We start from the raw sequence: 20944 nt of genomic DNA on the forward strand, positions 1-20944 counted from the left end.
CTTTTTACTGGAGCACGGCCAACTGGTAGGCCGTGTACTTGCGAATATTGATCACGCCGGTGTCGAAGATCAGGTACTGGCCCTTGATGCCCAGCAGCGTGCCTTCGGCCACCGGGTCCTTGTCGAGGTTGAAGCTGACGATCTTTTTCGGATAGGCCTCGACCGGGTAGCGTATTTCCACCACTTCGGCGTCGGGCAGCGGCTGGATCGCCTGCAGGCCGAAGCGGCCCTGCAGTTCGCGCAGGCCGTCGGCACAGGCTTCGAAGATCTGCTCGCGAATGGCGGCCAGGTCGAGCACTTCGGCGTCGCCCTTGAGCAGCGTGCGCCAGTTGGTGCGGTCCGGTACCTGGCTGCGCAGGATGTCTTCGACCAGGCCCGATTGCTGGCGGGTGGCCACGCGCATGATGGGCAGCGCCTGGCTGGCGCCCTGGTCGAGCCAGCGGGTGGGCAGCTGGGTGGCGCGGGTGATGCCGACCTTGATCCCCGACGAGTTGGCCAGGTACACCACGTGGTCGGTCATGCAGAACTGTTCGCCCCACGACGGCTCGCGGCAAGTGCCGGCGTCGTAGTGGCATTTTTCCGGGGCCATGATGCACACGTCGCACTGGGCCAGCTTGGTCATGCACGGGTAGCAGTAACCCTGGCTGAAGCTGGTCTTGGTGCGCTTGCCGCAATGGCTGCAGTGAATGGCGCCGAGGTATTCCAGGCGCAGGCGCTGGCCGATCAGCGGGTTGACCGGCACCTGGGTGTCATCCAGGCGGAAGCTGTATTGCACCACTGGTGCCTGCAGGCTGACCGCCATCTTGCTCAAAGAGCCACGAGCGAGTTCGATCAATGTACCGAGTCCGACTTGAACAGAATGTTGGCGATGGGTGCCGACTTCGACGCGCATTCCTGCGGGCCCATGTAACCGGTGCGCTGCTCTTCGGGCAGGTTTTTCATCTCCCAGGCGATCACCGCCTGCAGCGACAGTTCTTTCTGCTCGGCGGTGAGCTTGCGCCCGTCCGACCATTTGCCGATTTCCACGGCCAGCTTCAGGCTCTGGTAGATTTCCGGGGTGATGTTTTCGATCATTTGCGCGAAAGTGGACATAGTGTCTCCTGATTCAAGCCGACAGTTTACGCCGGGCCAGCGCCCCGCCCAAGAGCCCGGTCAGGCATCCGATGAGCAGCCCGCCGACGTGGGCGGCGTTGGCGATCTGGCCGAAGCCGAGCTGGCCGACCACGCCGGTCAGGCAGATCACCAGCCAGATCAGCATCATCACCAGCACGCCCTTGGGCAGGTTGAAGTGAGGGTTGGGCGCCAGCCACTGGTACAGCCAGACATGGCCGAGCAAGCCGTAGAGCACGCCGGACAGGCCGCCGAACAGGCTCGGGCCACTGGTGTAGTGCTGGGCCAGGTTGGACACCAGGCTGAACAGCAGGGTCAGGCCCAGCAGCAGCCAGGGGCCCTGGCGCAGTTCGATGCGTTTGCCCAGCTCCCAGTACCACAGGCCGTTCATGGCCAGGTGCAGCACGCCGAAGTGCAGCAGCATGGGCGACACCAGGCGCCACCACTGGCCTTTGGCGAGGCCCTGGGCCAGCGGCGTGAAGTGCAGGTATTCACCCTGGACACGGAAGTCGAGGAAGGTGAACCAGCTGATGACGTTCAGGTTGTCGCCCAGGCGGGTGAGGCCGGCGACGATCAGGCAGAGAACGAGGACGGTGGCGGTGACCTTGCAGGCTTTGGCCTGGTCTGCCAGGGAGGGCTGTGTGGGGGCCATCGCGGATGAATCCGCGCCTACAGCAAGTTGTACGTCGGCGTTACCGTCCGGGAAGCGCTGGTACAGTTCGCGTACGTCGGTGGCCAGGCTGTCGGGGGCCCAGAGCACTTGCTCCTCGCCCTCCTCGCTGACCCGGTGCGGCACCTGCAGGCGCTGCAGCAGGTGGACGAAGCCGCTGAGGTCGACCGACAGCGGCAGGCGCATCACTTCGATGATAGTCATTGGTTGGCCTGCGGGCGTTCGACGTCGACCCAGACGAACTTGTGCGGGTCGATGCGGGTTTCATCATCCAGCCGGTAGGCCGCCAGCTTGCCGTACAGCACCGCACTGTAGTCCAGGCAGGCCAGGTTGGCGCGGATCGGCGCCGGGCGGCCGCTGCGCCAGTAGTGGCCGACGAACAGCAGCGGTTCGTCTTCGGCATAGCGCAGCAGGGCATTTTTTTCGGTATGGCTCAGTGGCGTGCGGGCAACGTCATCGGGCAACGCATCAGGCTGGAAGACGATGTCGCCGTAGGTCTGCGGGTCCTCTTCCCAGAACTTGGTGCGGAAGAAGGCACGGGTCAGGCCGTCGCCACCGGTCAGGGTCAGGCCGTCCGGCAAGCGCATGTCGGTGCCGCGCAGCAGGCGGTTGCACACGGTGGCGGCAAAGCTGCCGGACACCGCCGAGGCCTGGATGAAGTGCTCGTCGATACGCCCGCCAGGGTATTGCTGGCGCAGCGGCTCGATCAGCCGCGGGTCCCAGCAGGCGTGCACCAGGCGGAAGCGCCCGGCGTCGACGAACAGCGGCAGGTCGTAGAACCACTGCACGAAGTCGTGCCAGTCGCCCGGGTGATGGGCGAACTGGGTCAGGGTTTCGTCGATCAGCCGGGCGTGGCGCGGGGTGTGTTCGCGCACGAACGACTTGCCGCTGCCAGGCAATGCCGGGGTGACCCAGCCCAGGGCGTTGTACTCGTGGTTGCCCATGATGCAGAACGCCTGGCCGGCCTCGACCATGTCATGCACGATATGCAGCGCCTCGCGAATGCGCGGGCCACGGTCGACGATGTCACCGAGGAACAATGCCTGCCGCCGCGGGTGGCGCCATACACCACCGACGCGTTTGTAGCCGAGGGCGTCGAGCAGGCGTTCGAGGGTCAATGCACAACCGTGCACGTCGCCGATGATGTCGAAACTGCGCGCCGGATCGAGCATCAGTCGTCCCTGCCTCCCAGGCGGCTGCCCCAGCCGAGTTTGGTGCGACACACCTCATAGTAGTTGTGGTCGAGCGGATGGATCAGGCGCAGCTTCTGCGGCTTTTTACTTACCGTGATGGTGTCGCCCGGGGCGCAGGTGAAGTGGTTCTGGCCGTCGCACGACACTTGTGGGTAGATCTGCAGGTCCTTGGACACCACGATCTTCAGCTCACTGTTGCCGTCGACCACGATCGGCCGGCCCGACAGGGTGTGCGGGTACATCGGCACGATGACGATGGCGTCGAGCTTGGGGTGCATGATCGGGCCGCCGGCCGACAGCGCGTAGGCGGTGGAGCCGGTGGGGGTGGCGACGATCAGGCCGTCGGCCTTCTGGCTGCAGACGAACTGGCCATCGATGTAGATCTCGAACTCGATCATCCGCGTCGACTTGCCCGGGTGCAGGACCACGTCGTTGAGCGCGTCGCCCTGGCCGATGGCCTCGTGATGGCGGCGCACTTCGGCCTGCAGCAGGAAGCGGTTTTCCACCAGGTAGTGGCCGTCGAGCACTTCGGCGACTTTCTGTTCCAGCTCGTCCGGGCGGATATCGGTCAGGAAGCCCAGGTTGCCGCGGTTGATACCCAGCACCGGCACATTGTGCCGGGCCAGCGCGCGGGCGGCGCCAAGCAGGCTACCGTCGCCACCGACCACGATGACCAGGTCGCAGACCTCGCCAAGCAGCTTGCGCGTCGAGGTCTGCAGGCCGTGGCCGGGCAGCACTTCGGCGATGGTGTCCTCGAGGATCACGTGCAGGTGGCGCTCGAGGAGGAATTTTTTCAGTCGGCGAATGGTGTCGAGCACCTGCGAGCTGCCAAGGCGGCCGATGATACCGATATTGCGAAATTGCTCCATGGGGCTCCTGCGAGGCTCTGCGGCGGGGTGACGATGTCGCGATTATGGGCGAAACGACCGGGCAGCGGCAAACCGGCTATGCTCGCAGCATGATGCCATTTGCCGAGCTCCATGAACTGCCCCGCCGCTTGCGCCGCCCAGCCGTGCGCGACTTGGCCTGGACCCTGCTGTCGCCGGCGTTGCTGAGCGCCCCGCCCTGCCCCCAGCGCCATCCGCTGGCGGGCAGCGCCTGGGTGGGCGACCCGCAACGGCTGCACGACTGGCTGCGTGCCCTGGATGCGGATGACCTGCCCTTGCGCGACTGGTTGGCGAAGATCACCAGCCGGCGCCTGGGGCTGTACTACGAAGGTCTGTGGCAGTTCGCCCTGGCGCACGCGCCCGGGGTCGAGTTGCTGGCGTCCAACCTGGCGATTCGCGCGGGTGGGCGGACCTTGGGCGAGCTGGATATTCTGCTGCGTGATGGCGAGGGCACCCATCATCTGGAGCTGGCCATAAAGCTGTACCTTGGGCCCACCGAAGGCGACGGACGCGACCCGGCGCACTGGCTCGGGCCTGGGTGTCACGATCGGCTCGGCAGCAAACTGGCGCACCTGGCCGGGCATCAGCTGCCCATGTCGGGGGGCTCGCAGAGCCGCGAAGCACTGGCCGCTGTAGGGGTCGACCAGGTGCAGGCACACCTGTGGCTGGGCGGCTACCTGTTCTACCCGTGGCCGGGGCACGCCGAGCCGCCTGCAGGTGCCAATCCCCGGCATTTGCGCGGGCGCTGGGTAAGGCGAAGCGACTGGCACATGGCAGCGGATGAACACTGGCAACCACTGGCGCGGCATGCCTGGCTGGCGCCAGCGCGGGTCGAGGCGGATGAATACTGGACTGTGCAGCGGTCTGGAGACTGGCTGGAGCAGCTGGACGAGCATGCACCGGCGCAGTTACTGGTCAGGCTGGAGCTTGATGACGAGGGCGTCTGGCAGGAAGCCGAGCGCTTGTTTCTGGTGGCTGACAGCTGGCCGCATTTGCCCGGCAATTGATTTTGCCTGCCCTGGCCCTTTCGCGGGCAAGCCCGCTCCCACAGGTACATCACAGCCTGCGAATTGTGTGGTGACTCTTTGGGAGCGGGTTCACCCGCGAAAGGGGCGGCACTGACAACACAAATTTCACCGACCTGGCGCAAAACTATATTCCCAGATAGCGATTACAGTTACCCCAGAGCGCCAGCAAGAGCGCCATTCCGACCTGATGACGAGGACCGATCATGGTTTCATCCACACCCGCGCCCCATTACGCACGCCTGTCCATCGCCCTGCATTGGCTGATGCTGGTGCTGCTGGCCGCTGTTTACGCCTGTATCGAATTCCGCGGCCTGTTCCCCAAGGACAGCGCCGAACGCAACCTGATGAAAGACCTGCACTTCATGCTCGGCCTGAGTGTGTTCGTGCTGGTCTGGCTGCGCCTGGCCGTGCGCCTGAGCCGCCCGACCCCGCCGATTGTGCCCAAGCCACCGGCCTGGCAGACCGGCCTTGCGCACCTGATGCACCTGGCACTGTACCTGCTGATGATCGGCCTGCCCGTGGCCGGCTGGCTGATCCTCAGTGCCGCCGACAAGCCGGTGCCGTTCTTTGGCCTGGAGCTGCCGCACCTGATCAGCCCGGACCCGGACCAGGCCAAGTTCATCAAAGGCTGGCATGAGCGTGTGGCGACCTGGGGTTACTGGCTGATCGGCCTGCATGCGCTGGCCGGGCTGTACCACCACTACGTGCAGCGCGACAACACGCTGCTGCGCATGCTGCCCTACAAGTAACCGCGCCGGCCCTGCAGGCCGCCGGTGTGCACGAAGATCAGCCGGGTACCGGGCGCGAACAGCCCGGCCTCGACCTGATCGCGCAGGGCCAGCAAGGCCTTGCCGGTGTACAGGGCTTCCAGCGGCACGCCACTGTGCCGCTCGCTCTCGGCGATGAAGGCCAGCAACTCATCATCGAACTTTCCGAAGCCACCTCGGCAGGCGTCATGCAGCTGGTAGCCCTGCGCGCCAGCCAGCTCGGCGACTGCCTGCGGCACACCGTGATCCCTCGGCACCGCCAGGGCACCATGCACCGCATGTGCCCCTGCCTCGGCAAGGGCCAGGCCGGCCAAGGTCGTGCCGGTGCCTGCGGCCAGCCACCAGGCGTCGTAGCCCGACCATCCCAGCGCAGAAAGCTGCAAACGGGCCTGCTCGATGATCAGCGCACAACCCTTGGCACCCGCCACCCCACCACCGCCCTCAGGAATACAGTGCCAGCCCGGATAACGAGCCTGCCAAGGTTGCCAGAAGCCCGCTTCATGGCGCGCGCGGTAGCCGCCGTAACCCAGCCAGTGCAATTCCATGCCCAACCCTTGCAGGTCGCGCACCGTGGGGGTGTCCTGGGGGTGGCCGCGCAGCAGGCCGGCGGTGGCGAAGCCAAAGCGTTTGCCGGCGGCAGCCAGGGCATGCAGGTGATTGGAATGGTTGCCGCCCAGGCTGATCAGGCCGGGGGCGCCTGCGGCATGGGCATGCTGCAGGTGGTGGCGGAGCTTGAACCACTTGTTGCCGCTGATCAGCGGATCGATCAGGTCCAGGCGCAGGATGGCGGCCACGACATGGGCCATTTCCAGCCAGGGTAGGTTGAAGGGTTGTAGTGGGGCGTCGGGGAGGTTCAGGAATGAGTTGGGCATCGCCCGAGTTTAACCGAGAAATCCTTGGGGCCGCCTTGCCGGCGAAAGGGGTGCAAAGCACCCCCGGCGATCTCAAAGTTCAGCGGCCAATCGAGACCCTTGGTTGATCGCCCGCTTGGCATCCAGCTCGGCCGCCACATCGGCACCACCGATCAGGTGTACCGACTGCCCCGCTGCCAGCAGCCCTTCATGCAGCTCGCGCAACGGCTCCTGCCCGGCGCAGATCACCACGTTGTCCACCGCCAGCACCTGCGGTTCGCCTTCGCCAATGCGAATGTGCAGGCCGGCGTCGTCGATCTGCAGGTACTCGACGCTGTTGAGCATCTGCACCTGCTTGTTCTTCAGCCCGGTCCGGTGAATCCAGCCGGTGGTCTTGCCCAGCCCGTCGCCGACCTTGGATTTCTTGCGCTGCAACAGGTACACCTGGCGCGCCGGCGCATGCGGCTCGGCCTTGATCCCGGCAACACCCCCGCGCGCCTCCAGGCGGGTATCGATCCCCCACTCTTTCCAGAACGCTTCGCGGTCCTGGCTGCTGGCCACGCCCTGATGCACCAGGTACTCGGAAACGTCGAAACCGATGCCGCCCGCACCAATCACCGCGACCGATTTGCCCACCGGTTTGCGCTCCAGCAGCACGTCCAGGTAGCTAAGCACCTTGGCATGCTCGACACCCGGGATGGCCGGGGTACGCGGCGCGATACCGGTGGCCAGGATGATCTCGTCGTAACCACCGTCCACCAGCGCCTGTACATCGACCCGGGTATTCAGGCACAGCTCGACACCGGTGCTTTTCACCTTGTTGCGGAAATAGCGCAAGGTCTCGTGGAATTCCTCCTTGCCCGGTACCCGCTTGGCCACGTTGAACTGCCCGCCAATCTCGCCGGCGGCATCGAACAGTGTCACCTCATGGCCGCGCTCGGCCGCCACGGTGGCCGCTGCCAGGCCCGCCGGGCCGGCGCCGACCACGGCAATGCGCTTCACGGCACGCACCGGCAGGTAATTGAGTTCGGTTTCGTGGCACGCGCGCGGGTTGACCAGGCAGCTGGTCAGCTTGCCACCGAAGGTGTGGTCCAGGCAGGCCTGGTTGCAACCGATGCAGGTGTTGATCTCGTCAGCGCGCCCTGCCGCCGCCTTGTTGACGAAGTCCGCGTCAGCGAGGAATGGCCGGGCCATCGACACCATGTCGGCATCCCCCTCGGCCAGCACCGCCTCGGCCACTTCCGGTGTATTGATGCGGTTGGTGGTGATCAGCGGAATGCTCACTGCGCCGCGCAGCTTGGCGGTGACCTTGCTGAACGCGGCACGTGGCACCTTGGTGGCGATGGTCGGAATGCGCGCCTCATGCCAGCCGATGCCGGTATTGATCAGCGTCGCCCCGGCCTGCTCGATGGCCTTGGCCAGCAGCTCGATTTCGTCCCAGGTGCTGCCGCCCTCGACCAGGTCGAGCATCGACAGGCGGAAGATGATGATGAAGTTCGGCCCAACCGCGTCGCGCACGCGGGTGACGATCTGCACCGCCAGGCGCATGCGGTTTTCGTAGCTGCCACCCCAGCGGTCGGTGCGATGGTTGGTGTGGGCGGCGAGGAACTGGTTGATGAAGTAGCCTTCCGACCCCATGATCTCGACGCCATCGTAGCCGGCACGCTGGGCCAGTACCGCGCAGTTGACGAAGTCGGCGATCTGCTTCTCGATGCCCGCCTCGTCCAGCTCCTTGGGTTTGAACGGGTTGATCGGTGCCTGGATCGCACTCGGTGCCACCTGGCGCGGGCTGTAGGCGTAGCGCCCGGCATGCAGGATCTGCAGGCAGATCTTGCCGCCTGCGGCATGCACGGCTTCGGTGACGATGCGGTGCTTGTCAGCCTCTTCCTCGGTGCTGAGCTTGGCAGCGCCGGAATACACCCCACCTTCATCGTTGGGTGCGATGCCGCCAGTGACCATCAGGCCGACGCCACCCCGGGCGCGCTCGGCAAAATACGCCGCCATGCGCTCGAAACCGCCCGGGCGCTCCTCGAGGCCGGTGTGCATCGAGCCCATCAGGGTGCGGTTGCGCAAGGTGGTGAAGCCCAGGTCCAGCGGGGCCAGCAAATGCGGGTAGCGGTCGGCAGCCATGGTACGGTTCCCCAGGTGGCGTGATCACGGAATGCGGGCACCTCGGCGGGTGCCCGTCGTTTGTCTGCCTGCGACATTAAACAGCCGTTTGAACGCGTTCAATGATCGAAACTGACAACTTATTGATCCTCCCGTGCAGCGGGACTACCCTAGGGAACCCTCGATTCCCAAGGCGCTGTACCGCTTGATGCGAAAACTCCTGGCAGGCGCCCTGGCGCTGGTAATGATCACCGCTGCGTGCGGCTATGGCTTCTGGACCCAACAGCGCCCGGAAGGCCACTACCTCTCCGATCTGCGCATCGAACTGGCGCTCAACCATGGCGTACCCGGCGAGCATGGCAACCTGCTCGGCATCGAACCGCTGCTGTTCCCCAGCGACTACCAGAACCTGCAACGCCTGCACCGCAAGCTCTCCGCCTACCTGGAGCAGGCACGCGCCCAGGGCCTGGTTGGCCCGCGCACGATCGTGGTGCTGCCCGAGCACATCGGCACCTGGCTGTGGGCACGAGGCGAAAAGAACGAGCTGTACCAGGCCACTCGCAACCGTGATGCCGAGCAATGGCTGGAGCTGAGCAACCCGCTGCGCTATGGCCTGGCAATGCTGAGCGCCAATGGCGATGATCGGCGCGCCGATGCTCACCTGCGCATGAAAGCCCAGCAGATGGCCAGCGATTACCAGCAATTGTTCGGCGGCCTGGCCAAGGAGTTCGGCGTCACCCTGGTGGCCGGTTCGATCGTGCTGCCCGCCCCGTACGTCGACCAGGGCGTGCTGCACATTGGCCAAGGGCCGCTGTTCAACAGCAGCCTGGTGTTCGCCGCGGATGGCTCGCCGCTGGGCCAGCCGCAGCACCAGCAATACCCCGACAGCGAGACACGGCGCTACATCCACCCTGGGCGGCATTTCCCGTTGCAGGTACTGCAGACCCCCGCCGGGCGCCTGGGCGTGCTGATTGGCAGCGACAGCTGGTACCCCGAGAACCAGCATCAGTTGCAGCAACAGCAGGTTCAGCTGATCGCCAACCCGGTGTTCCTCAGTGGCAAAGGCAGCTGGGATGCCCCCTGGCGCGGCAATCGCCACCAGGACGCCGCTGCCGAGCTGGGCCTGCAACGCGGTGAAGTCAGCGAGCAGACCGCCTGGCAACGCCTGACCCAGGTCGCAGGTGACAGCGTCAGCAGCATGAGCGTGTTCATGCGTGGGCAGTTCTGGGAACAGGGCAGCGACGGCCAGGGCTTTGCCCATCAGGCCGGTGAGTTGCTGGCGGGCCCTCCCAGCCATGGCGCACGCCTGCTGAACCTGTGGCTGTAGGCGCATGAGCCGCCCCCGCGTACGCCTGGGTGACCTTTCGGTCGGGTTCGTCCAACCCCTGGCCGAGGCCCTGCGCGAGCAAGGCCATGATCCGGTGCCACTCTTGCAGCAATACGGGCTCGATGCCGAGCGCCTGGCCGAAGCCGGCGCACGCCTGTCGATCCCGCGCTACATGCACCTTGGGCATGCGGCCATCGCGCTGTGTGGCGAGCCGGCGCTGGGCCTGCGCATGGGGCGCCGCAGCCGCCTGGCCCAGGCCGGGTTGGCCGGCGTCACAGCGGCCCAGGCCCCTACCCTGGGCGAGGCGGCACGCACGCTGCTGCGCTTCGAGCCACTGTACGCTGCCAACTACCGTGGCCAGTCCAGCTACCAGGAAGACCCCCAAGGTGCGTGGCTGCGCTTCTATTCGATCAGCCCCTACAACGACTACAACCGCTTTGTGGTCGATTCGCTGCTGGCCGGCTGGCTGGCTCAGCTCGCCGCCCTGACGGGCGCCCCTTTGCTGGCCGAGCGCCTGGAAGTCGAATTCGATGCACCCGCCTACGCCGCCGGGTATCAATCCCTCTGCAGCACCCCGGTGCAGTTCGCCGCCAGCGCCAACCGCCTGCGCCTGGGCCGCAGCACGCTGGAGCTGGCCAACCCACAGCACTGCCCGAGCACCTTCGGCCACCTGCTGCAGTTGTGTGAAGCGGAAATGCACCAGCGCACCCGGGTTCGCAGCCTGGGCGAGCGCATTACCCACCTGCTCGGGCCGTTGCTCAATGGCGGCCGGGAACCCGACCTGGAAGAAGTGGCAGTGCACCTGCAACTGCCCACCTGGACACTGCGGCGCAAACTGGCCGAAGAAGGCACGCGCTTTCGCGATTTGCTCAATGACACACGGCGTGACCTTGCCGAAGCCTATATCCGCGATACGGAGCTGGCCTTTGGCGAGATCGCCTACCTATTGGGGTTTGCTTCGGCTGAGGCCTTCCAGCGCGCATTCAAGCGCTGGACGGGCCTTACGCCGGGGGAGTTTCGCCGCAGCCAGCGGCAGGCAGGTTAAAGCTCCGTGGCGTCGTCTGCCGGCTCTGGCGGGTCCAGTTCGTAAGCTTGAAACTCGAGCAGCTCTTCCTGATAGTCATCCATCGCCCTGCTTCCTCTTCTCGTCTGTCTTCGTTGGTCATGCCTTCAACCTAAGCGGGCTGGGTGAAGGAATGATGACAAGCTTATGAGTGGTAAACGTAGCAGGTGTTCAGGCAATTATCGCCGCCCATCTGTAACAGCGAATTAAAGCGGCGCCGGCGCCGGCTCTGCAGGCTGCGCATCCTGCTGCACCTGAATGGGTGCAGCCTCCGCTGGCGGCGCCACCGGTTGCGAGCCCTGGCTGTCATCGACCACCGGCTTGGCCACAGCTTCACTGGCAGGCGCGACCGCCGCAGGTGCGGGAGCAGCGTCAACCAACGGTGCGGCCGCTGGTGGTGCGACGGCAGGTGCCACCGAGGCCTGCTCCGGCAAGCCCAGGTCCGGCGCCAGCTTCTCGGGCTTGGCCACAGGCGCCTCGACCTTGGCCTTGGCGACCTTCTTCGGCTTGGGCAGGAAACTCTCGACCAGGGCGAAGTAACGGTCGTAGAACTGTGCCGCCGTCACCGTCTCGCTGGCGACCTTGACCATCGAATCGTCGCTGGAGCCGATCGGCATGGAGACCGAGCCGAGCACACCGACCCCCAGGCTGGCCGAGCTGTTGGACTTCTTCAGGCTGTAGCGGTCCTGCAACGCGTTGGCGAACATGGTCGAACGCTTGTCGTCGTTGACGTCTGGCGCACAGGTCACGTTGAAGCTGATCTGCAGGTGGTTTTCGCTGTTCTGCTGGAAGCTCTTGTTGCCCACCACCTGGTTGGCACCACTGCTGGTGATGATGTAGCCCTGGCTGAGCAACGCACGGCGTGCCGCTTCGCAGGAGCCGGCATCGGTCACCGGGAAGCTGCGCGAGTAGGTCCCCGAGTCGTCGAAGTTCTCGTGCTCGTAGATGGCGGCTTTCTTCGAAGAGCAACCGGTCACGCCCGCCAGCACCAGGGCCAGCCCGAGCGCACCAAAGACGGATGACTTGGTCATTGCGAATTCCGGGAAAGTCAAAAAGATGCCTATTGTGCATCACTGCAGGCGAGCACTGGAACCGTTGATCGGTGAAGAGTCTGTCAGGATCGTGTAAATCTGGTCGCCGGCATGGCTCAGAAACGAAAAAAGCGACCCGAAGGTCGCTTTCTCGTTGCTTCAAGGCGTTCAAGGGGCCTTGAGGCGAAGATGGCGCAGCGGACGGGACTCGAACCCGCGACCCCCGGCGTGACAGGCCGGTATTCTAACCGACTGAACTACCGCTGCGTATCATTCGGGCTTGCGCCCGATTGAAACCTGGGTCTACCCTTCCGGCGCGCTGGCCTCAGGGCAGGCACAAAAAAAGCGACATCTGATCGCTTCGTTTGTGTGTGCTTCAAGGTGTTCTAGGGACCTTGAAACGAAGATGGCGCAGCGGACGGGACTCGAACCCGCGACCCCCGGCGTGACAGGCCGGTATTCTAACCGACTGAACTACCGCTGCGTATCGTTCAGGCTTTCGCCCGATTGAAACTGGGATCAGTCTCTGGCATTTCGCCTTCGACTTCAGACCGGTGCCAGGCACCCATCTGTTACTGAAAAATGGCGCAGCGGACGGGACTCGAACCCGCGACCCCCGGCGTGACAGGCCGGTATTCTAACCGACTGAACTACCGCTGCGCAGTGCGTTTCTCTCCGGCTATCGGCTTCAACCTGAAGCGTCCAGCGCTAGAAACATTCTCAGGAAGTGGTGGGTGATGACGGGATCGAACCGCCGACCCTCTGCTTGTAAGGCAGATGCTCTCCCGGCTGAGCTAATCACCCTCGCGATGTTGCTTGTTGCGTTTGCTTCGCTGAGGCCGCGAAATTTACGCAGGTGCCGAAGCTAAGTCAATAGCCCCGTTGAATTTTTTTCAAAAAAGGCAAAAAAGCAAAAGGGACCTTTCGGTCCCCTTCGCGTGTGACTGCCTGCTCAGGTGTAGATCATCTTGCGGGTCATGCCGCCGTCGACCACGAACTCCTGGCCAGTGACGAACCCGGCCTGGCGCGACAGCAACCAGGCGACCATGGCCGCCACATCCTCCACGGTGCCTACCCTGCCCGTCGGATGCTGGGCGTGGTCGGCATCGGTCAATGGCTCGGCACGCCGCTGGGACGGGTCACGGGCATCGATCCAGCCCGGGCTCACCGCATTGACGCGGATCTCCGGGCCCAGGCTCATGGCCAGGGCATGGGTCAGGGCCACCAGGCCACCCTTGCTCGCCGCGTAGGCCTCGGTGTCCGGCTCGGATTGCCGGGCACGGGTCGAGGTCAGGTTGACGATCGCGCCATTGTGCGCACGCAGGTACGGCGCACAATGCTTGGCCAGCAACATCGGGCCATTGAGGTTGACCGCCAGCACCCGGTTCCATTGTGCCAGGCTCAGGCTTTCGAGGGTCTGGTTGTGCGGGTTGGCGATCGCCGCGTTGCACACCAGCGCATCCAGGCGCCCGAACTGGCCGAGCACTTCGGATACCCCGGCGCTGACCTGGGCCTCGTCGGCCACATCCATGGTGATGAACCAGGCGTTTTCGCCCAGGGCCTTGGCCACCTTGGCACCGCGTTGGCGGTCGAGGTCGCTGAGCACTACCTGCCAACCTTCGCAGATCAGCCAGGCGGCAATGCCCAGGCCGATGCCGCGGGCGGCACCGGTCACCAGGGCAACCCGGCCGTTATGGCCTGGCGCACCGCCACGGATTTCCATCACAGCACCGCCAGCCCACGGGCGAGGTCCGCCTGCAGGTCAGCCACGTCTTCCAGGCCCACGGCAACCCGGATCAGGCTGTCGCGAATGCCCGCCGCTTCACGCTCCTGCGGCGTCAGGCGGCCGTGGGAGGTGGTGGCCGGGTGGGCGATGGTGGTCTTGCTGTCGCCCAGGTTGGTGGTGATCGAAATCACCCGGGTCGCATCGATGAAGCGCCAGGCGCCTTCCTTGCCACCCTTGACCTCGAAGCTCACCACCGCGCCGAAGCCGCTCATCTGGCGCTTGGCCAGTTCGTGCTGCGGGTGGCTTGGCAGGCCAGCGTAATGCACCTTCTCCACGCCGTCCTGCTGCTCCAGCCATTCGGCCAGGCGCTGGGCGCTCTCGCAGTGCGCACGCATGCGCAGCTTGAGGGTTTCCAGGCCCTTGGTGAAGATCCAGGCGTTGAACGGGCTGAGGGTCGGCCCCGCAGTGCGCAGGAAGCCCACCACTTCTTTCATCTGCTCGGCACGGCCGGCGACCACACCACCCATGCAACGGCCCTGGCCGTCGATGAACTTGGTGGCCGAGTGGAAGACGATGTCGGCGCCCAGCTTCAACGGCTGCTGCAAGGCCGGGGTGCTGAAGCAGTTGTCCACCACCAGCATGGCGCCACGGGCGTGGGCAATTTCGGCCAACGCAGTGACGTCGACCAGTTCGGCCAGCGGGTTGGAGGGCGACTCGACGATCAGCAGCTTGGTGTTGTCCTTGATGGCCTTTTCCCAACCCGTGAGGTCGACCAGTGGCACGTAGTCCACCTGCACACCGAAGCGCTTGAAGTACTTCTCGAACAGGCTGATGGTCGAGCCGAACACGCTCTGCGACACCAGCACGTGGTCGCCGGCGCTGCACAGCGACATGACCACGGCAAGGATCGCCGCCATGCCGGTGGAGGTGCCCACGGCCTGCTCGGCACCTTCCATGGCCGCCAGGCGCTCTTCGAACGCACGCACGGACGGGTTGGTATAGCGCGAGTAGACGTTGCCCGGCGTTTCGCCGGCAAAACGCGCAGCGGCATCGGCCGCCGTGCGGAACACATAGCTGGAGGTCAGGAACAGCGCTTCGCTGTGCTCGGCCTCCGGTGTACGGTTTTGACCGGCGCGCACCGCCAGGGTGTCGAAACCGACACCCTCGAGGTCACTGTCCAGTCGCCCGGCATCCCATTGATCCGTCATGCCGTCGCTCCCAAATCAGTTGTTGTAGAGGTCGATGATCGCACTGACCGCCTGGTTCTTGACCTTGGCCAGGTCGTTACGGGCCTGTTCGATGCGGTCAAGGTAGGCTTCGTCGATGTCGCCGGTGACGTATTCACCGTTGAACACTGCGCAATCGAAGTGATCGATCTTGATCTTGCCGCCACCGACCGAGTCGATCAGGTCGGGCAGGTCCTGGTAGACCAGCCAGTCGGCGCCGATCAACTCGGCCACCTGTTCGGTGGTACGGTTGTGGGCGATCAGCTCGTGAACACTCGGCATGTCGATGCCGTAGACGTTGGGGTAGCGCACCGCAGGGGCTGCGGAGCAGAAGTAGACGTTCTTGGCACCGGCTTCGCGGGCCATCTGGATGATCTGCTTGCAGGTGGTGCCGCGCACGATCGAGTCATCGACCAGCATCACGTTCTTGCCGCGGAACTCCAGTTCGATGGCGTTGAGCTTCTGGCGCACCGATTTCTTCCGTGCAGCCTGGCCAGGCATGATGAAGGTACGGCCGATGTAACGGTTCTTGACGAAGCCTTCGCGGAACTTAACGCCCAGGCGGTTGGCCAGCTCCAGCGCGGCGGTGCGGCTGGTGTCCGGGATCGGGATGACCACGTCGATATCGTGTTCCGGGCGCTCGCGCATGATCTTGTCGGCGAGTTTTTCACCCATGCGCAGGCGGGCCTTGTACACCGAGATACCGTCGATGATTGAGTCCGGGCGGGCCAGGTAGACGTGCTCGAAGATGCACGGCTGCAGCTTCGGCGCTTCGGCGCACTGCTTGGTGAAGAGCTGGCCTTCTTCGGTGATGTACACCGCTTCGCCCGGGGCCAGGTCGCGGATCAGGGTGAAGCCGAGCACGTCGAGGGCGACGCTTTCCGAGGCGATCATGTATTCCACGCCTTCGTCGGTGTGGCGCTGGCCGAACACCACCGGGCGGATGCCGTTCGGGTCACGGAAGCCGACGATGCCGTAGCCGGTGATCATCGCGACCACTGCGTAGCCACCGACGCAACGGCTGTGCACGTGGGAAACCGCGGCGAACACGTCTTCTTCGGTCGGCTGCAGCTTGCCACGCACGGCCAGCTCGTGGGCGAACACGTTCAGCAGCACTTCCGAGTCGGAATTGGTGTTGACGTGGCGCAGGTCGGACTCGTAGATCTCCTTGGCCAGCTGCTCGACGTTGGTCAGGTTGCCGTTGTGCGCCAGGGTGATGCCGTACGGCGAGTTGACGTAGAACGGCTGGGCTTCGGCCGAGGTCGAGCTGCCCGCAGTCGGGTAGCGCACGTGGCCGATGCCGATGCTGCCGACCAAGCGCTGCATGTGGCGCTGCTGGAAGACATCACGCACCAGGCCATTATCCTTGCGCAGGAACAACCGGCCGTCGTGGCTGGTCACGATACCGGCAGCGTCCTGGCCGCGGTGCTGGAGGACCGTAAGCGCGTCATACAGCGCCTGATTGACGTTCGACTTACCGACGATACCGACGATGCCACACATGCGACGCAACCCCTACTTTGATGAAACTAGAACGAACAGCGCTCAGGGCTTTGCCGGCCCGAGCAACTGCTCCTTGAATGGAAGATCAGCCGGAGCGCTGATCACCCCACTGGATGTCCACTGACCGGTGAAACCCAGGATCAGGTTTTTCGACCAGTCAGCGACCATTAGAAACTGTGGTATCAGGCGTGATTCCTGCCACCAGGTGTCTTGCTGCACCGGCCCCAGGCTGAGCAGCCCGACGGCCACCACCACCAGCAAGGCCCCACGCGCGGCGCCAAAGGCCATGCCGAGGAAACGATCGGTACCGGACAACCCGGTCACGCGGATCAGCTCGCCGATGAGGAAGTTGAGCATGGCCCCCACCAGCAGGGTGGCGACGAAAAGAATCGCGCAGCCGGCGATGGTGCGCATCGACGGCGTCTGGATATAGCTTTCAAGGTACACCGAAAGCGACCCACCGAACATCCAGGCGACCGCCCCTGCAACGATCCAGATGAGCAGGGACAAGGCTTCCTTGACGAAGCCGCGCTTGAGACTGATCAGTGTGGAGACGGCGATGATCGCGATGATCGCCCAATCAACCAGGGTAAAGGCCACGGTGCTGCCTGCAGACGTTTGAGGCGGCGCATTTTACCAGAGCACGGGGCCGGGGGTAAGCGGAATGTCAGCAGATTCGCAGCACCGCTTTCGCGGCCAAAGCCCACAGGCACGGGCCTTTCATGGACCCCGAGGTCAAGAAAAGCCCAAAGCCCTGCCTCAGCCGCGCTCCGGCTGGAAGCGCACCACGAAGCCGTTGAGTTTCTGCTGGCGGTTGATCACTTCGCGCAGCTTGTCAGCTTCGGCTCGCTCGATCAGCGGCCCCACATATACCCGGTTCATGCCACCGGCCGAGCGGATATACGCGTTGTAGCCCTGGCTGCGCAGGGTTTTCTGCAGGTTTTCGGCGCCGGCCCGGCTGGACAGGCTGGCCAGCTGGATCGACCAGCTTACCGGCAAGCCATTGGCGTCGATCTTCGATGGCGCAGTCGCAGTCGTCACCGGTGCTGTTGCCTTGGCAGCGGGTGCGGGGGCGGGTGCTGGCGTTGGTACAGGCGTCTGCGGCTTGGGCTGGGGCTGAGGCTGGGCCTGCGGCGACGGCGTGATCGGCTGGCTCGGCGCCCTCACCGGTGCCGTCGATTCGTTGACCACCACCGGCGGCTGCTCGGGCTGCTCCGGCAGCGGCTGCGGCTCAGGGACTGCCACCTGCTCCACCTTGACCTCCGGCAGGCTCGGCATGGCCGGCGCCTGCGGGGCGTCGACACGCACCTGGCGCATTTCGTCCTGGCGGGTGAACAGCATCGGCAGGAAGATCACCGCCAGCGCCACCAGCACCAACGCACCCACCATGCGCTGCTTCATCCCTTTGTCCAGCACTGCCATCTAGTCACCCCTCCAGGGCCTGCCGCTCCAGCCATTCCAGGGCCTCGGCGACACAGAAAAACGAACCGAACAGCAGAATCTGATCATCCGCCGTTGCCTGCGCACATTGCCCTTCAAGGGCGGCGTCGACGCTGGCGTAAGACTTCACCGCTGCGCCGTGGTTCGTCAAGGCAACGGCCAGTTCGGCAGCCGGACGGCTGCGTGGCGTGTGAAGAGGCGCTACCGCCCAGTCGTCGACCAGACCCTGCAGCGGCGCGATGACGCCCTGCAGGTCCTTGTCGGCAAGCAGGCCGAACACCGCCAGGCGACGACCTTTCAGCGGACGAGCGGCCAGGCGCCGAGCCAGATACTCCGCCGCATGCGGGTTGTGCCCGACATCCAGCAGCAGTTCCACAGCCCTGCCTTGCCAGGTCAGCTGGCGACGATCGAGGCGACCGGTGATGCGAGTATCGAGCAAGGCCTGGCGGATCTGCCCGGCATCCCACGGCAAGCCCATCAGCAGGTACGCCTGCAGGGCCAGGGTGGCGTTCTCCATGGGCAGGTCGAGCAGCGGCAGGCCAGGCAACGCGACGGGCTTGCCGTCTGCCGTGACCCCGCGCCAGTCCCAGCCACCTGCGCGGGTTGCCAGGTCGAAGTCACGGCCGCGCAGGAACAATGGCGCTGTCAGTTCGGCGGCCTTGTCCAGCAACGGCTGTGGTGGATCCAGGTCACCGCACAGCGCCGGCTTGCCCTGACGGAAGATGCCGGCCTTCTCGAAGGCCACCAGTTCCCGGGTATCGCCCAGGTAGTCGACATGATCGACGCCGATGCTGGTCACCAGCGCCAGGTCGGCATCCACCACGTTCACGGTGTCCAGGCGGCCACCGAGCCCCACTTCGAGCACCACGGCATCCAGCTGCGACTGGTAGAACAACCAGAACGCCGCCAGCGTGCCCATTTCGAAGTAGGTCAGGGAAATGTCGCCCCGCGCCGCCTCGACGGCGGCAAAGGCTTCGCACAGGCGCTCATCGCTGGCTTCCTGGCCATCGATCAGTACCCGTTCGTTGTAGCGCAGCAGGTGTGGCGAGCTGTACACGCCCACCTTCAGCCCCTGGGCGCGCAGCAGCGAGGCCACGAAGGCGCAGGTCGAGCCCTTGCCGTTGGTGCCCGTCACCGTGACCACGCGTGGCGCCAACTTGCCCAGCGCCAGCCGGGCAAGCACCTTCTGCGACCGTTCCAGGCCCATGTCGATGGCCGAAGGGTGCAACTGCTCGAGGTAGGCGAGCCACTCGCCCAGGGATCGTTGTTTCATCACGCGACCGCAGCGACCTCACGGGCCTGCTCCGGGGTTTGCTGGCCGGTCATCTGCGCCAGCAGGCGAGCCAGACGCGGGCGCAGCTCGCCACGGGAGATGATCAGGTCGATGGCACCGTGCTCCAGCAGGAACTCGCTGCGCTGGAAGCCTTCCGGCAGCTTTTCGCGCACGGTCTGCTCGATCACGCGCGGGCCGGCGAAGCCGATCAGGGCCTTCGGCTCACCGACGATGACGTCGCCGAGCATCGCCAGGCTAGCGGAAACACCGCCGTAGACCGGGTCGGTCAGCACCGAAATGAACGGAATGCCTTCTTCGCGCAGGCGTGCCAGCACGGCCGAGGTCTTGGCCATCTGCATCAGCGAGATCAGCGCTTCCTGCATGCGTGCACCACCGGAGGCGGAGAAGCAGACCATCGGGCAGCGGTTTTCCAGGGCGTAGTTGGCGGCGCGCACGAAGCGCTCACCGACGATGGCACCCATGGAACCGCCCATGAACGAGAACTCGAAGGCGCTGACCACGATCGGCATGCCCATCAGGGTACCGCTCATGGAGATCAGGGCGTCTTTTTCGCCGGTCTGCTTCTGCGCACCGGCCAGGCGGTCCTTGTACTTCTTGCCGTCACGGAACTTCAGGCGGTCGACCGGCTCCAGGTCGGCGCCCAGCTCGGCACGGCCTTCCGGGTCGAGGAAGATGTCGATGCGGGCACGTGCACCGATGCGCATGTGGTGGTTGCACTTGGGGCAGACATCCAGGGTCTTTTCCAGCTCCGGACGATACAGCACGGCCTCGCAGGCCGGGCACTTGTGCCACAGGCCTTCCGGCACCGAGCTCTTCTTCACCTCGGAACGCATGATCGAAGGGATCAGTTTGTCGACTAACCAGTTGCTCATGCTTTCTTTCTCCAGTATTGGCGGACGGGGACCGGACTGGCCGGCCATGCCCTGCCCTTGAGCTCAAATTCTTCTATGAAACGATGACGGCCCGGCCACAGGGGCTGCCTGCGTACCGCGCCGTCTTCAATCTGTCGTTTGGCCAAGCGGCATGCCGCTGGCCGCCCCGCAGGGCTGCGAAACCTATGGACGATGGCGCGCCGCCAGCCGTCACATCTGCTGTCACGCCTGTTTTACCGCACGCATGAAGGCGTCGATTTTTGCCGCATCCTTGATGCCCTTGGCCTGCTCCACGCCACCACTGACATCCACCGCATACGGCCGCACCTGGGCGATCGCCTGGCCGACGTTGGCGGCCGACAACCCGCCCGCGAGGATGATCGGCTTGCTCAGCCGCGCCGGCACCAGCGACCAGTCGAAGGCCTCACCGGTACCGCCAGGCACACCGGCCACGTAGGTGTCGAGGAGAATGCCGCGGGCGCCGGCATAGTGCCGGCAGGCCGCTTCCAGGTCATCGCCCGGACGCACCCGCAGGGCCTTGATCCAGGGGCGGTGATAGCCTTCGCAATCGGCCGGGGTTTCGTCGCCGTGGAACTGTAGCAGGTCCAGCGGCACCACCTCGAGAATCTCGTTCAGCTCGCAACGCGAGGCGTTGACGAACAGCCCGACCGTGGTCACGAACGGTGGCAGTTCGGCAATGATCGCCCGTGCCTGGCGCACGTCCACCGCACGCGGGCTTTTGGCATAGAAGACGAAACCGATGGCATCGGCCCCCGCCTCGGCGGCGGCCAACGCGTCTTCGATGCGGGTGATCCCGCAGATCTTGCTGCGAACGTTGCTCATGGAC

Annotated in this window: 20 protein-coding genes and 4 tRNA genes; 4 read left to right on the forward strand and 20 right to left on the reverse strand. The window is 65.0% G+C overall.

Annotation, left to right across the window (positions count from 1 at the left end; all coding sequences use genetic code 11):
• Positions 1 to 4: 4 nt before the first annotated feature.
• Genes CAF78_RS10165 through CAF78_RS10185 form a run of 5 tightly spaced genes read right to left on the reverse strand, consistent with a single transcriptional unit; the run spans position 5 to position 3842 of the window.
• On the reverse strand, positions 5 to 835 hold the full coding sequence (locus CAF78_RS10165; RefSeq protein ID WP_085675590.1) for a DUF2797 domain-containing protein: 831 nt from the start codon (positions 833 to 835) through the stop codon (positions 5 to 7).
• Positions 832 to 1092, reverse strand: coding sequence for a YeaC family protein (locus CAF78_RS10170; protein ID WP_054885767.1), 261 nt, complete (start codon positions 1090 to 1092; stop codon positions 832 to 834). The genes CAF78_RS10165 and CAF78_RS10170 overlap by 4 nt, the downstream gene beginning before the upstream one ends.
• A gap of 13 nt (positions 1093 to 1105) precedes the next feature.
• Positions 1106 to 1984: a rhomboid family intramembrane serine protease gene (locus CAF78_RS10175; RefSeq protein WP_085675589.1), complete on the reverse strand. Its 879-nt coding sequence runs from the start codon at positions 1982 to 1984 to the stop codon at positions 1106 to 1108.
• Complete coding sequence (locus CAF78_RS10180; protein ID WP_085675588.1) at positions 1981 to 2952, reverse strand: metallophosphoesterase; 972 nt, start codon at positions 2950 to 2952, stop codon at positions 1981 to 1983. Before CAF78_RS10180 ends, CAF78_RS10175 begins: the two co-directional genes overlap by 4 nt.
• Positions 2952 to 3842 (reverse strand): NAD(+) kinase, encoded by an 891-nt coding sequence (locus tag CAF78_RS10185; RefSeq protein WP_027919132.1) that lies wholly within the window; start codon positions 3840 to 3842, stop codon positions 2952 to 2954. Before CAF78_RS10185 ends, CAF78_RS10180 begins: the two co-directional genes overlap by 1 nt.
• A gap of 44 nt (positions 3843 to 3886) precedes the next feature.
• On the opposite strand from CAF78_RS10185, the gene CAF78_RS10190 reads away from it, so the two are divergent.
• Together CAF78_RS10190 and cybB are read left to right on the forward strand one after the other, a co-directional pair.
• Positions 3887 to 4867 carry a DUF1853 family protein gene (locus tag CAF78_RS10190; protein ID WP_085675587.1) on the forward strand — a complete coding sequence of 327 codons (981 nt, stop codon included), beginning with the start codon at positions 3887 to 3889 and terminating at the stop codon, positions 4865 to 4867.
• A gap of 224 nt (positions 4868 to 5091) precedes the next feature.
• Positions 5092 to 5637, forward strand: coding sequence for a cytochrome b561 (cybB, locus tag CAF78_RS10195; RefSeq protein WP_085675586.1), 546 nt, complete (start codon positions 5092 to 5094; stop codon positions 5635 to 5637).
• On the opposite strand, the gene CAF78_RS10200 is transcribed toward cybB, so the two are convergent.
• Entirely contained in the window at positions 5628 to 6527 is a 900-nt protein-coding gene (locus CAF78_RS10200; RefSeq protein WP_085675585.1) for a 1-aminocyclopropane-1-carboxylate deaminase/D-cysteine desulfhydrase, read from the reverse strand. The genes cybB and CAF78_RS10200 overlap by 10 nt on opposite strands.
• A gap of 72 nt (positions 6528 to 6599) precedes the next feature.
• Positions 6600 to 8636, reverse strand: coding sequence for an NADPH-dependent 2,4-dienoyl-CoA reductase (locus tag CAF78_RS10205; protein WP_085675584.1), 2037 nt, complete (start codon positions 8634 to 8636; stop codon positions 6600 to 6602).
• A 187-nt stretch (positions 8637 to 8823) separates the two neighbouring features.
• On the opposite strand from CAF78_RS10205, the gene CAF78_RS10210 reads away from it, so the two are divergent.
• Together CAF78_RS10210 and CAF78_RS10215 are read left to right on the forward strand one after the other, a co-directional pair.
• Positions 8824 to 9942: a nitrilase-related carbon-nitrogen hydrolase gene (locus CAF78_RS10210; protein ID WP_085675583.1), complete on the forward strand. Its 1119-nt coding sequence runs from the start codon at positions 8824 to 8826 to the stop codon at positions 9940 to 9942.
• Between the two features lie 4 nt (positions 9943 to 9946).
• Positions 9947 to 10987 carry an AraC family transcriptional regulator gene (locus CAF78_RS10215; RefSeq protein WP_085675582.1) on the forward strand — a complete coding sequence of 347 codons (1041 nt, stop codon included), beginning with the start codon at positions 9947 to 9949 and terminating at the stop codon, positions 10985 to 10987.
• A gap of 224 nt (positions 10988 to 11211) precedes the next feature.
• Here CAF78_RS10215 and CAF78_RS10220 read toward each other — a convergent pair whose 3' ends face one another.
• The 13 genes from CAF78_RS10220 to CAF78_RS10280 all read right to left on the reverse strand — a co-directional run bounded on the left by CAF78_RS10220 (position 11212) and on the right by CAF78_RS10280 (position 20940).
• Entirely contained in the window at positions 11212 to 12036 is an 825-nt protein-coding gene (locus CAF78_RS10220) for a DUF2242 domain-containing protein (protein WP_085675581.1), read from the reverse strand.
• A 190-nt stretch (positions 12037 to 12226) separates the two neighbouring features.
• Positions 12227 to 12303 (reverse strand) — tRNA-Asp (locus CAF78_RS10225).
• Positions 12304 to 12443: 140 nt separating this feature from the next.
• A tRNA-Asp gene (locus tag CAF78_RS10230) sits at positions 12444 to 12520 on the reverse strand.
• A gap of 99 nt (positions 12521 to 12619) precedes the next feature.
• Positions 12620 to 12696: transfer RNA gene (locus tag CAF78_RS10235), tRNA-Asp, on the reverse strand.
• 68 nt (positions 12697 to 12764) lie between these two features.
• Positions 12765 to 12840, reverse strand: a tRNA-Val gene (locus CAF78_RS10240).
• Positions 12841 to 12988: 148 nt separating this feature from the next.
• Positions 12989 to 13759 carry an SDR family oxidoreductase gene (locus tag CAF78_RS10245; RefSeq protein WP_177408522.1) on the reverse strand — a complete coding sequence of 257 codons (771 nt, stop codon included), beginning with the start codon at positions 13757 to 13759 and terminating at the stop codon, positions 12989 to 12991.
• A complete protein-coding gene (locus tag CAF78_RS10250; protein WP_085675579.1) occupies positions 13759 to 14970 on the reverse strand; it encodes an O-succinylhomoserine sulfhydrylase in 1212 nt (403 codons plus the stop codon). The genes CAF78_RS10245 and CAF78_RS10250 overlap by 1 nt, the downstream gene beginning before the upstream one ends.
• A gap of 15 nt (positions 14971 to 14985) precedes the next feature.
• Positions 14986 to 16491, reverse strand: coding sequence for an amidophosphoribosyltransferase (purF, locus tag CAF78_RS10255; protein ID WP_085675578.1), 1506 nt, complete (start codon positions 16489 to 16491; stop codon positions 14986 to 14988).
• 42 nt (positions 16492 to 16533) lie between these two features.
• On the reverse strand, positions 16534 to 17091 hold the full coding sequence (locus CAF78_RS10260) for a CvpA family protein (protein ID WP_085675577.1): 558 nt from the start codon (positions 17089 to 17091) through the stop codon (positions 16534 to 16536).
• Between the two features lie 159 nt (positions 17092 to 17250).
• Positions 17251 to 17913, reverse strand: coding sequence for an SPOR domain-containing protein (locus CAF78_RS10265; RefSeq protein ID WP_085675576.1), 663 nt, complete (start codon positions 17911 to 17913; stop codon positions 17251 to 17253).
• A 4-nt stretch (positions 17914 to 17917) separates the two neighbouring features.
• Complete coding sequence (gene folC, locus CAF78_RS10270) at positions 17918 to 19204, reverse strand: bifunctional tetrahydrofolate synthase/dihydrofolate synthase (RefSeq protein WP_085675575.1); 1287 nt, start codon at positions 19202 to 19204, stop codon at positions 17918 to 17920.
• A complete protein-coding gene (accD, locus tag CAF78_RS10275) occupies positions 19204 to 20097 on the reverse strand; it encodes an acetyl-CoA carboxylase, carboxyltransferase subunit beta (protein WP_085675574.1) in 894 nt (297 codons plus the stop codon). The genes folC and accD overlap by 1 nt, the downstream gene beginning before the upstream one ends.
• A 222-nt stretch (positions 20098 to 20319) precedes the next feature.
• On the reverse strand, positions 20320 to 20940 hold the full coding sequence (locus CAF78_RS10280; protein WP_085675573.1) for a phosphoribosylanthranilate isomerase: 621 nt from the start codon (positions 20938 to 20940) through the stop codon (positions 20320 to 20322).
• Positions 20941 to 20944 lie beyond the last annotated feature (4 nt).

Source organism: Pseudomonas sp. R28(2017) (assembly GCF_002112505.1).
In the GTDB taxonomy this organism is placed as follows: Bacteria; Pseudomonadota; Gammaproteobacteria; order Pseudomonadales; family Pseudomonadaceae; genus Aquipseudomonas.

What these genes read in the sequence shown, in the direction of transcription:
- CAF78_RS10170 (WP_054885767.1), bottom strand. Translation starts at nt 1,092, where the DNA reads ATGTCCACTTTCGCGCAAATGATCGAAAACATCACCCCGGAAATCTAC.
- CAF78_RS10175 (WP_085675589.1), bottom strand. Translation starts at nt 1,984, where the DNA reads ATGACTATCATCGAAGTGATGCGCCTGCCGCTGTCGGTCGACCTCAGC.
- CAF78_RS10180 (WP_085675588.1), bottom strand. Translation starts at nt 2,952, where the DNA reads ATGCTCGATCCGGCGCGCAGTTTCGACATCATCGGCGACGTGCACGGT.
- CAF78_RS10185 (WP_027919132.1), bottom strand. Translation starts at nt 3,842, where the DNA reads ATGGAGCAATTTCGCAATATCGGTATCATCGGCCGCCTTGGCAGCTCG.
- CAF78_RS10190 (WP_085675587.1), top strand. Translation starts at nt 3,887, where the DNA reads ATGGGCGAAACGACCGGGCAGCGGCAAACCGGCTATGCTCGCAGCATG.
- cybB (WP_085675586.1), top strand. Translation starts at nt 5,092, where the DNA reads ATGGTTTCATCCACACCCGCGCCCCATTACGCACGCCTGTCCATCGCC.
- CAF78_RS10200 (WP_085675585.1), bottom strand. Translation starts at nt 6,527, where the DNA reads ATGCCCAACTCATTCCTGAACCTCCCCGACGCCCCACTACAACCCTTC.
- CAF78_RS10205 (WP_085675584.1), bottom strand. Translation starts at nt 8,636, where the DNA reads ATGGCTGCCGACCGCTACCCGCATTTGCTGGCCCCGCTGGACCTGGGC.
- CAF78_RS10210 (WP_085675583.1), top strand. Translation starts at nt 8,824, where the DNA reads ATGCGAAAACTCCTGGCAGGCGCCCTGGCGCTGGTAATGATCACCGCT.
- CAF78_RS10215 (WP_085675582.1), top strand. Translation starts at nt 9,947, where the DNA reads ATGAGCCGCCCCCGCGTACGCCTGGGTGACCTTTCGGTCGGGTTCGTC.
- CAF78_RS10220 (WP_085675581.1), bottom strand. Translation starts at nt 12,036, where the DNA reads ATGACCAAGTCATCCGTCTTTGGTGCGCTCGGGCTGGCCCTGGTGCTG.
- CAF78_RS10245 (WP_177408522.1), bottom strand. Translation starts at nt 13,759, where the DNA reads ATGGAAATCCGTGGCGGTGCGCCAGGCCATAACGGCCGGGTTGCCCTG.
- CAF78_RS10250 (WP_085675579.1), bottom strand. Translation starts at nt 14,970, where the DNA reads ATGACGGATCAATGGGATGCCGGGCGACTGGACAGTGACCTCGAGGGT.
- purF (WP_085675578.1), bottom strand. Translation starts at nt 16,491, where the DNA reads ATGTGTGGCATCGTCGGTATCGTCGGTAAGTCGAACGTCAATCAGGCG.
- CAF78_RS10265 (WP_085675576.1), bottom strand. Translation starts at nt 17,913, where the DNA reads ATGGCAGTGCTGGACAAAGGGATGAAGCAGCGCATGGTGGGTGCGTTG.
- folC (WP_085675575.1), bottom strand. Translation starts at nt 19,204, where the DNA reads ATGAAACAACGATCCCTGGGCGAGTGGCTCGCCTACCTCGAGCAGTTG.
- accD (WP_085675574.1), bottom strand. Translation starts at nt 20,097, where the DNA reads ATGAGCAACTGGTTAGTCGACAAACTGATCCCTTCGATCATGCGTTCC.
- CAF78_RS10280 (WP_085675573.1), bottom strand. Translation starts at nt 20,940, where the DNA reads ATGAGCAACGTTCGCAGCAAGATCTGCGGGATCACCCGCATCGAAGAC.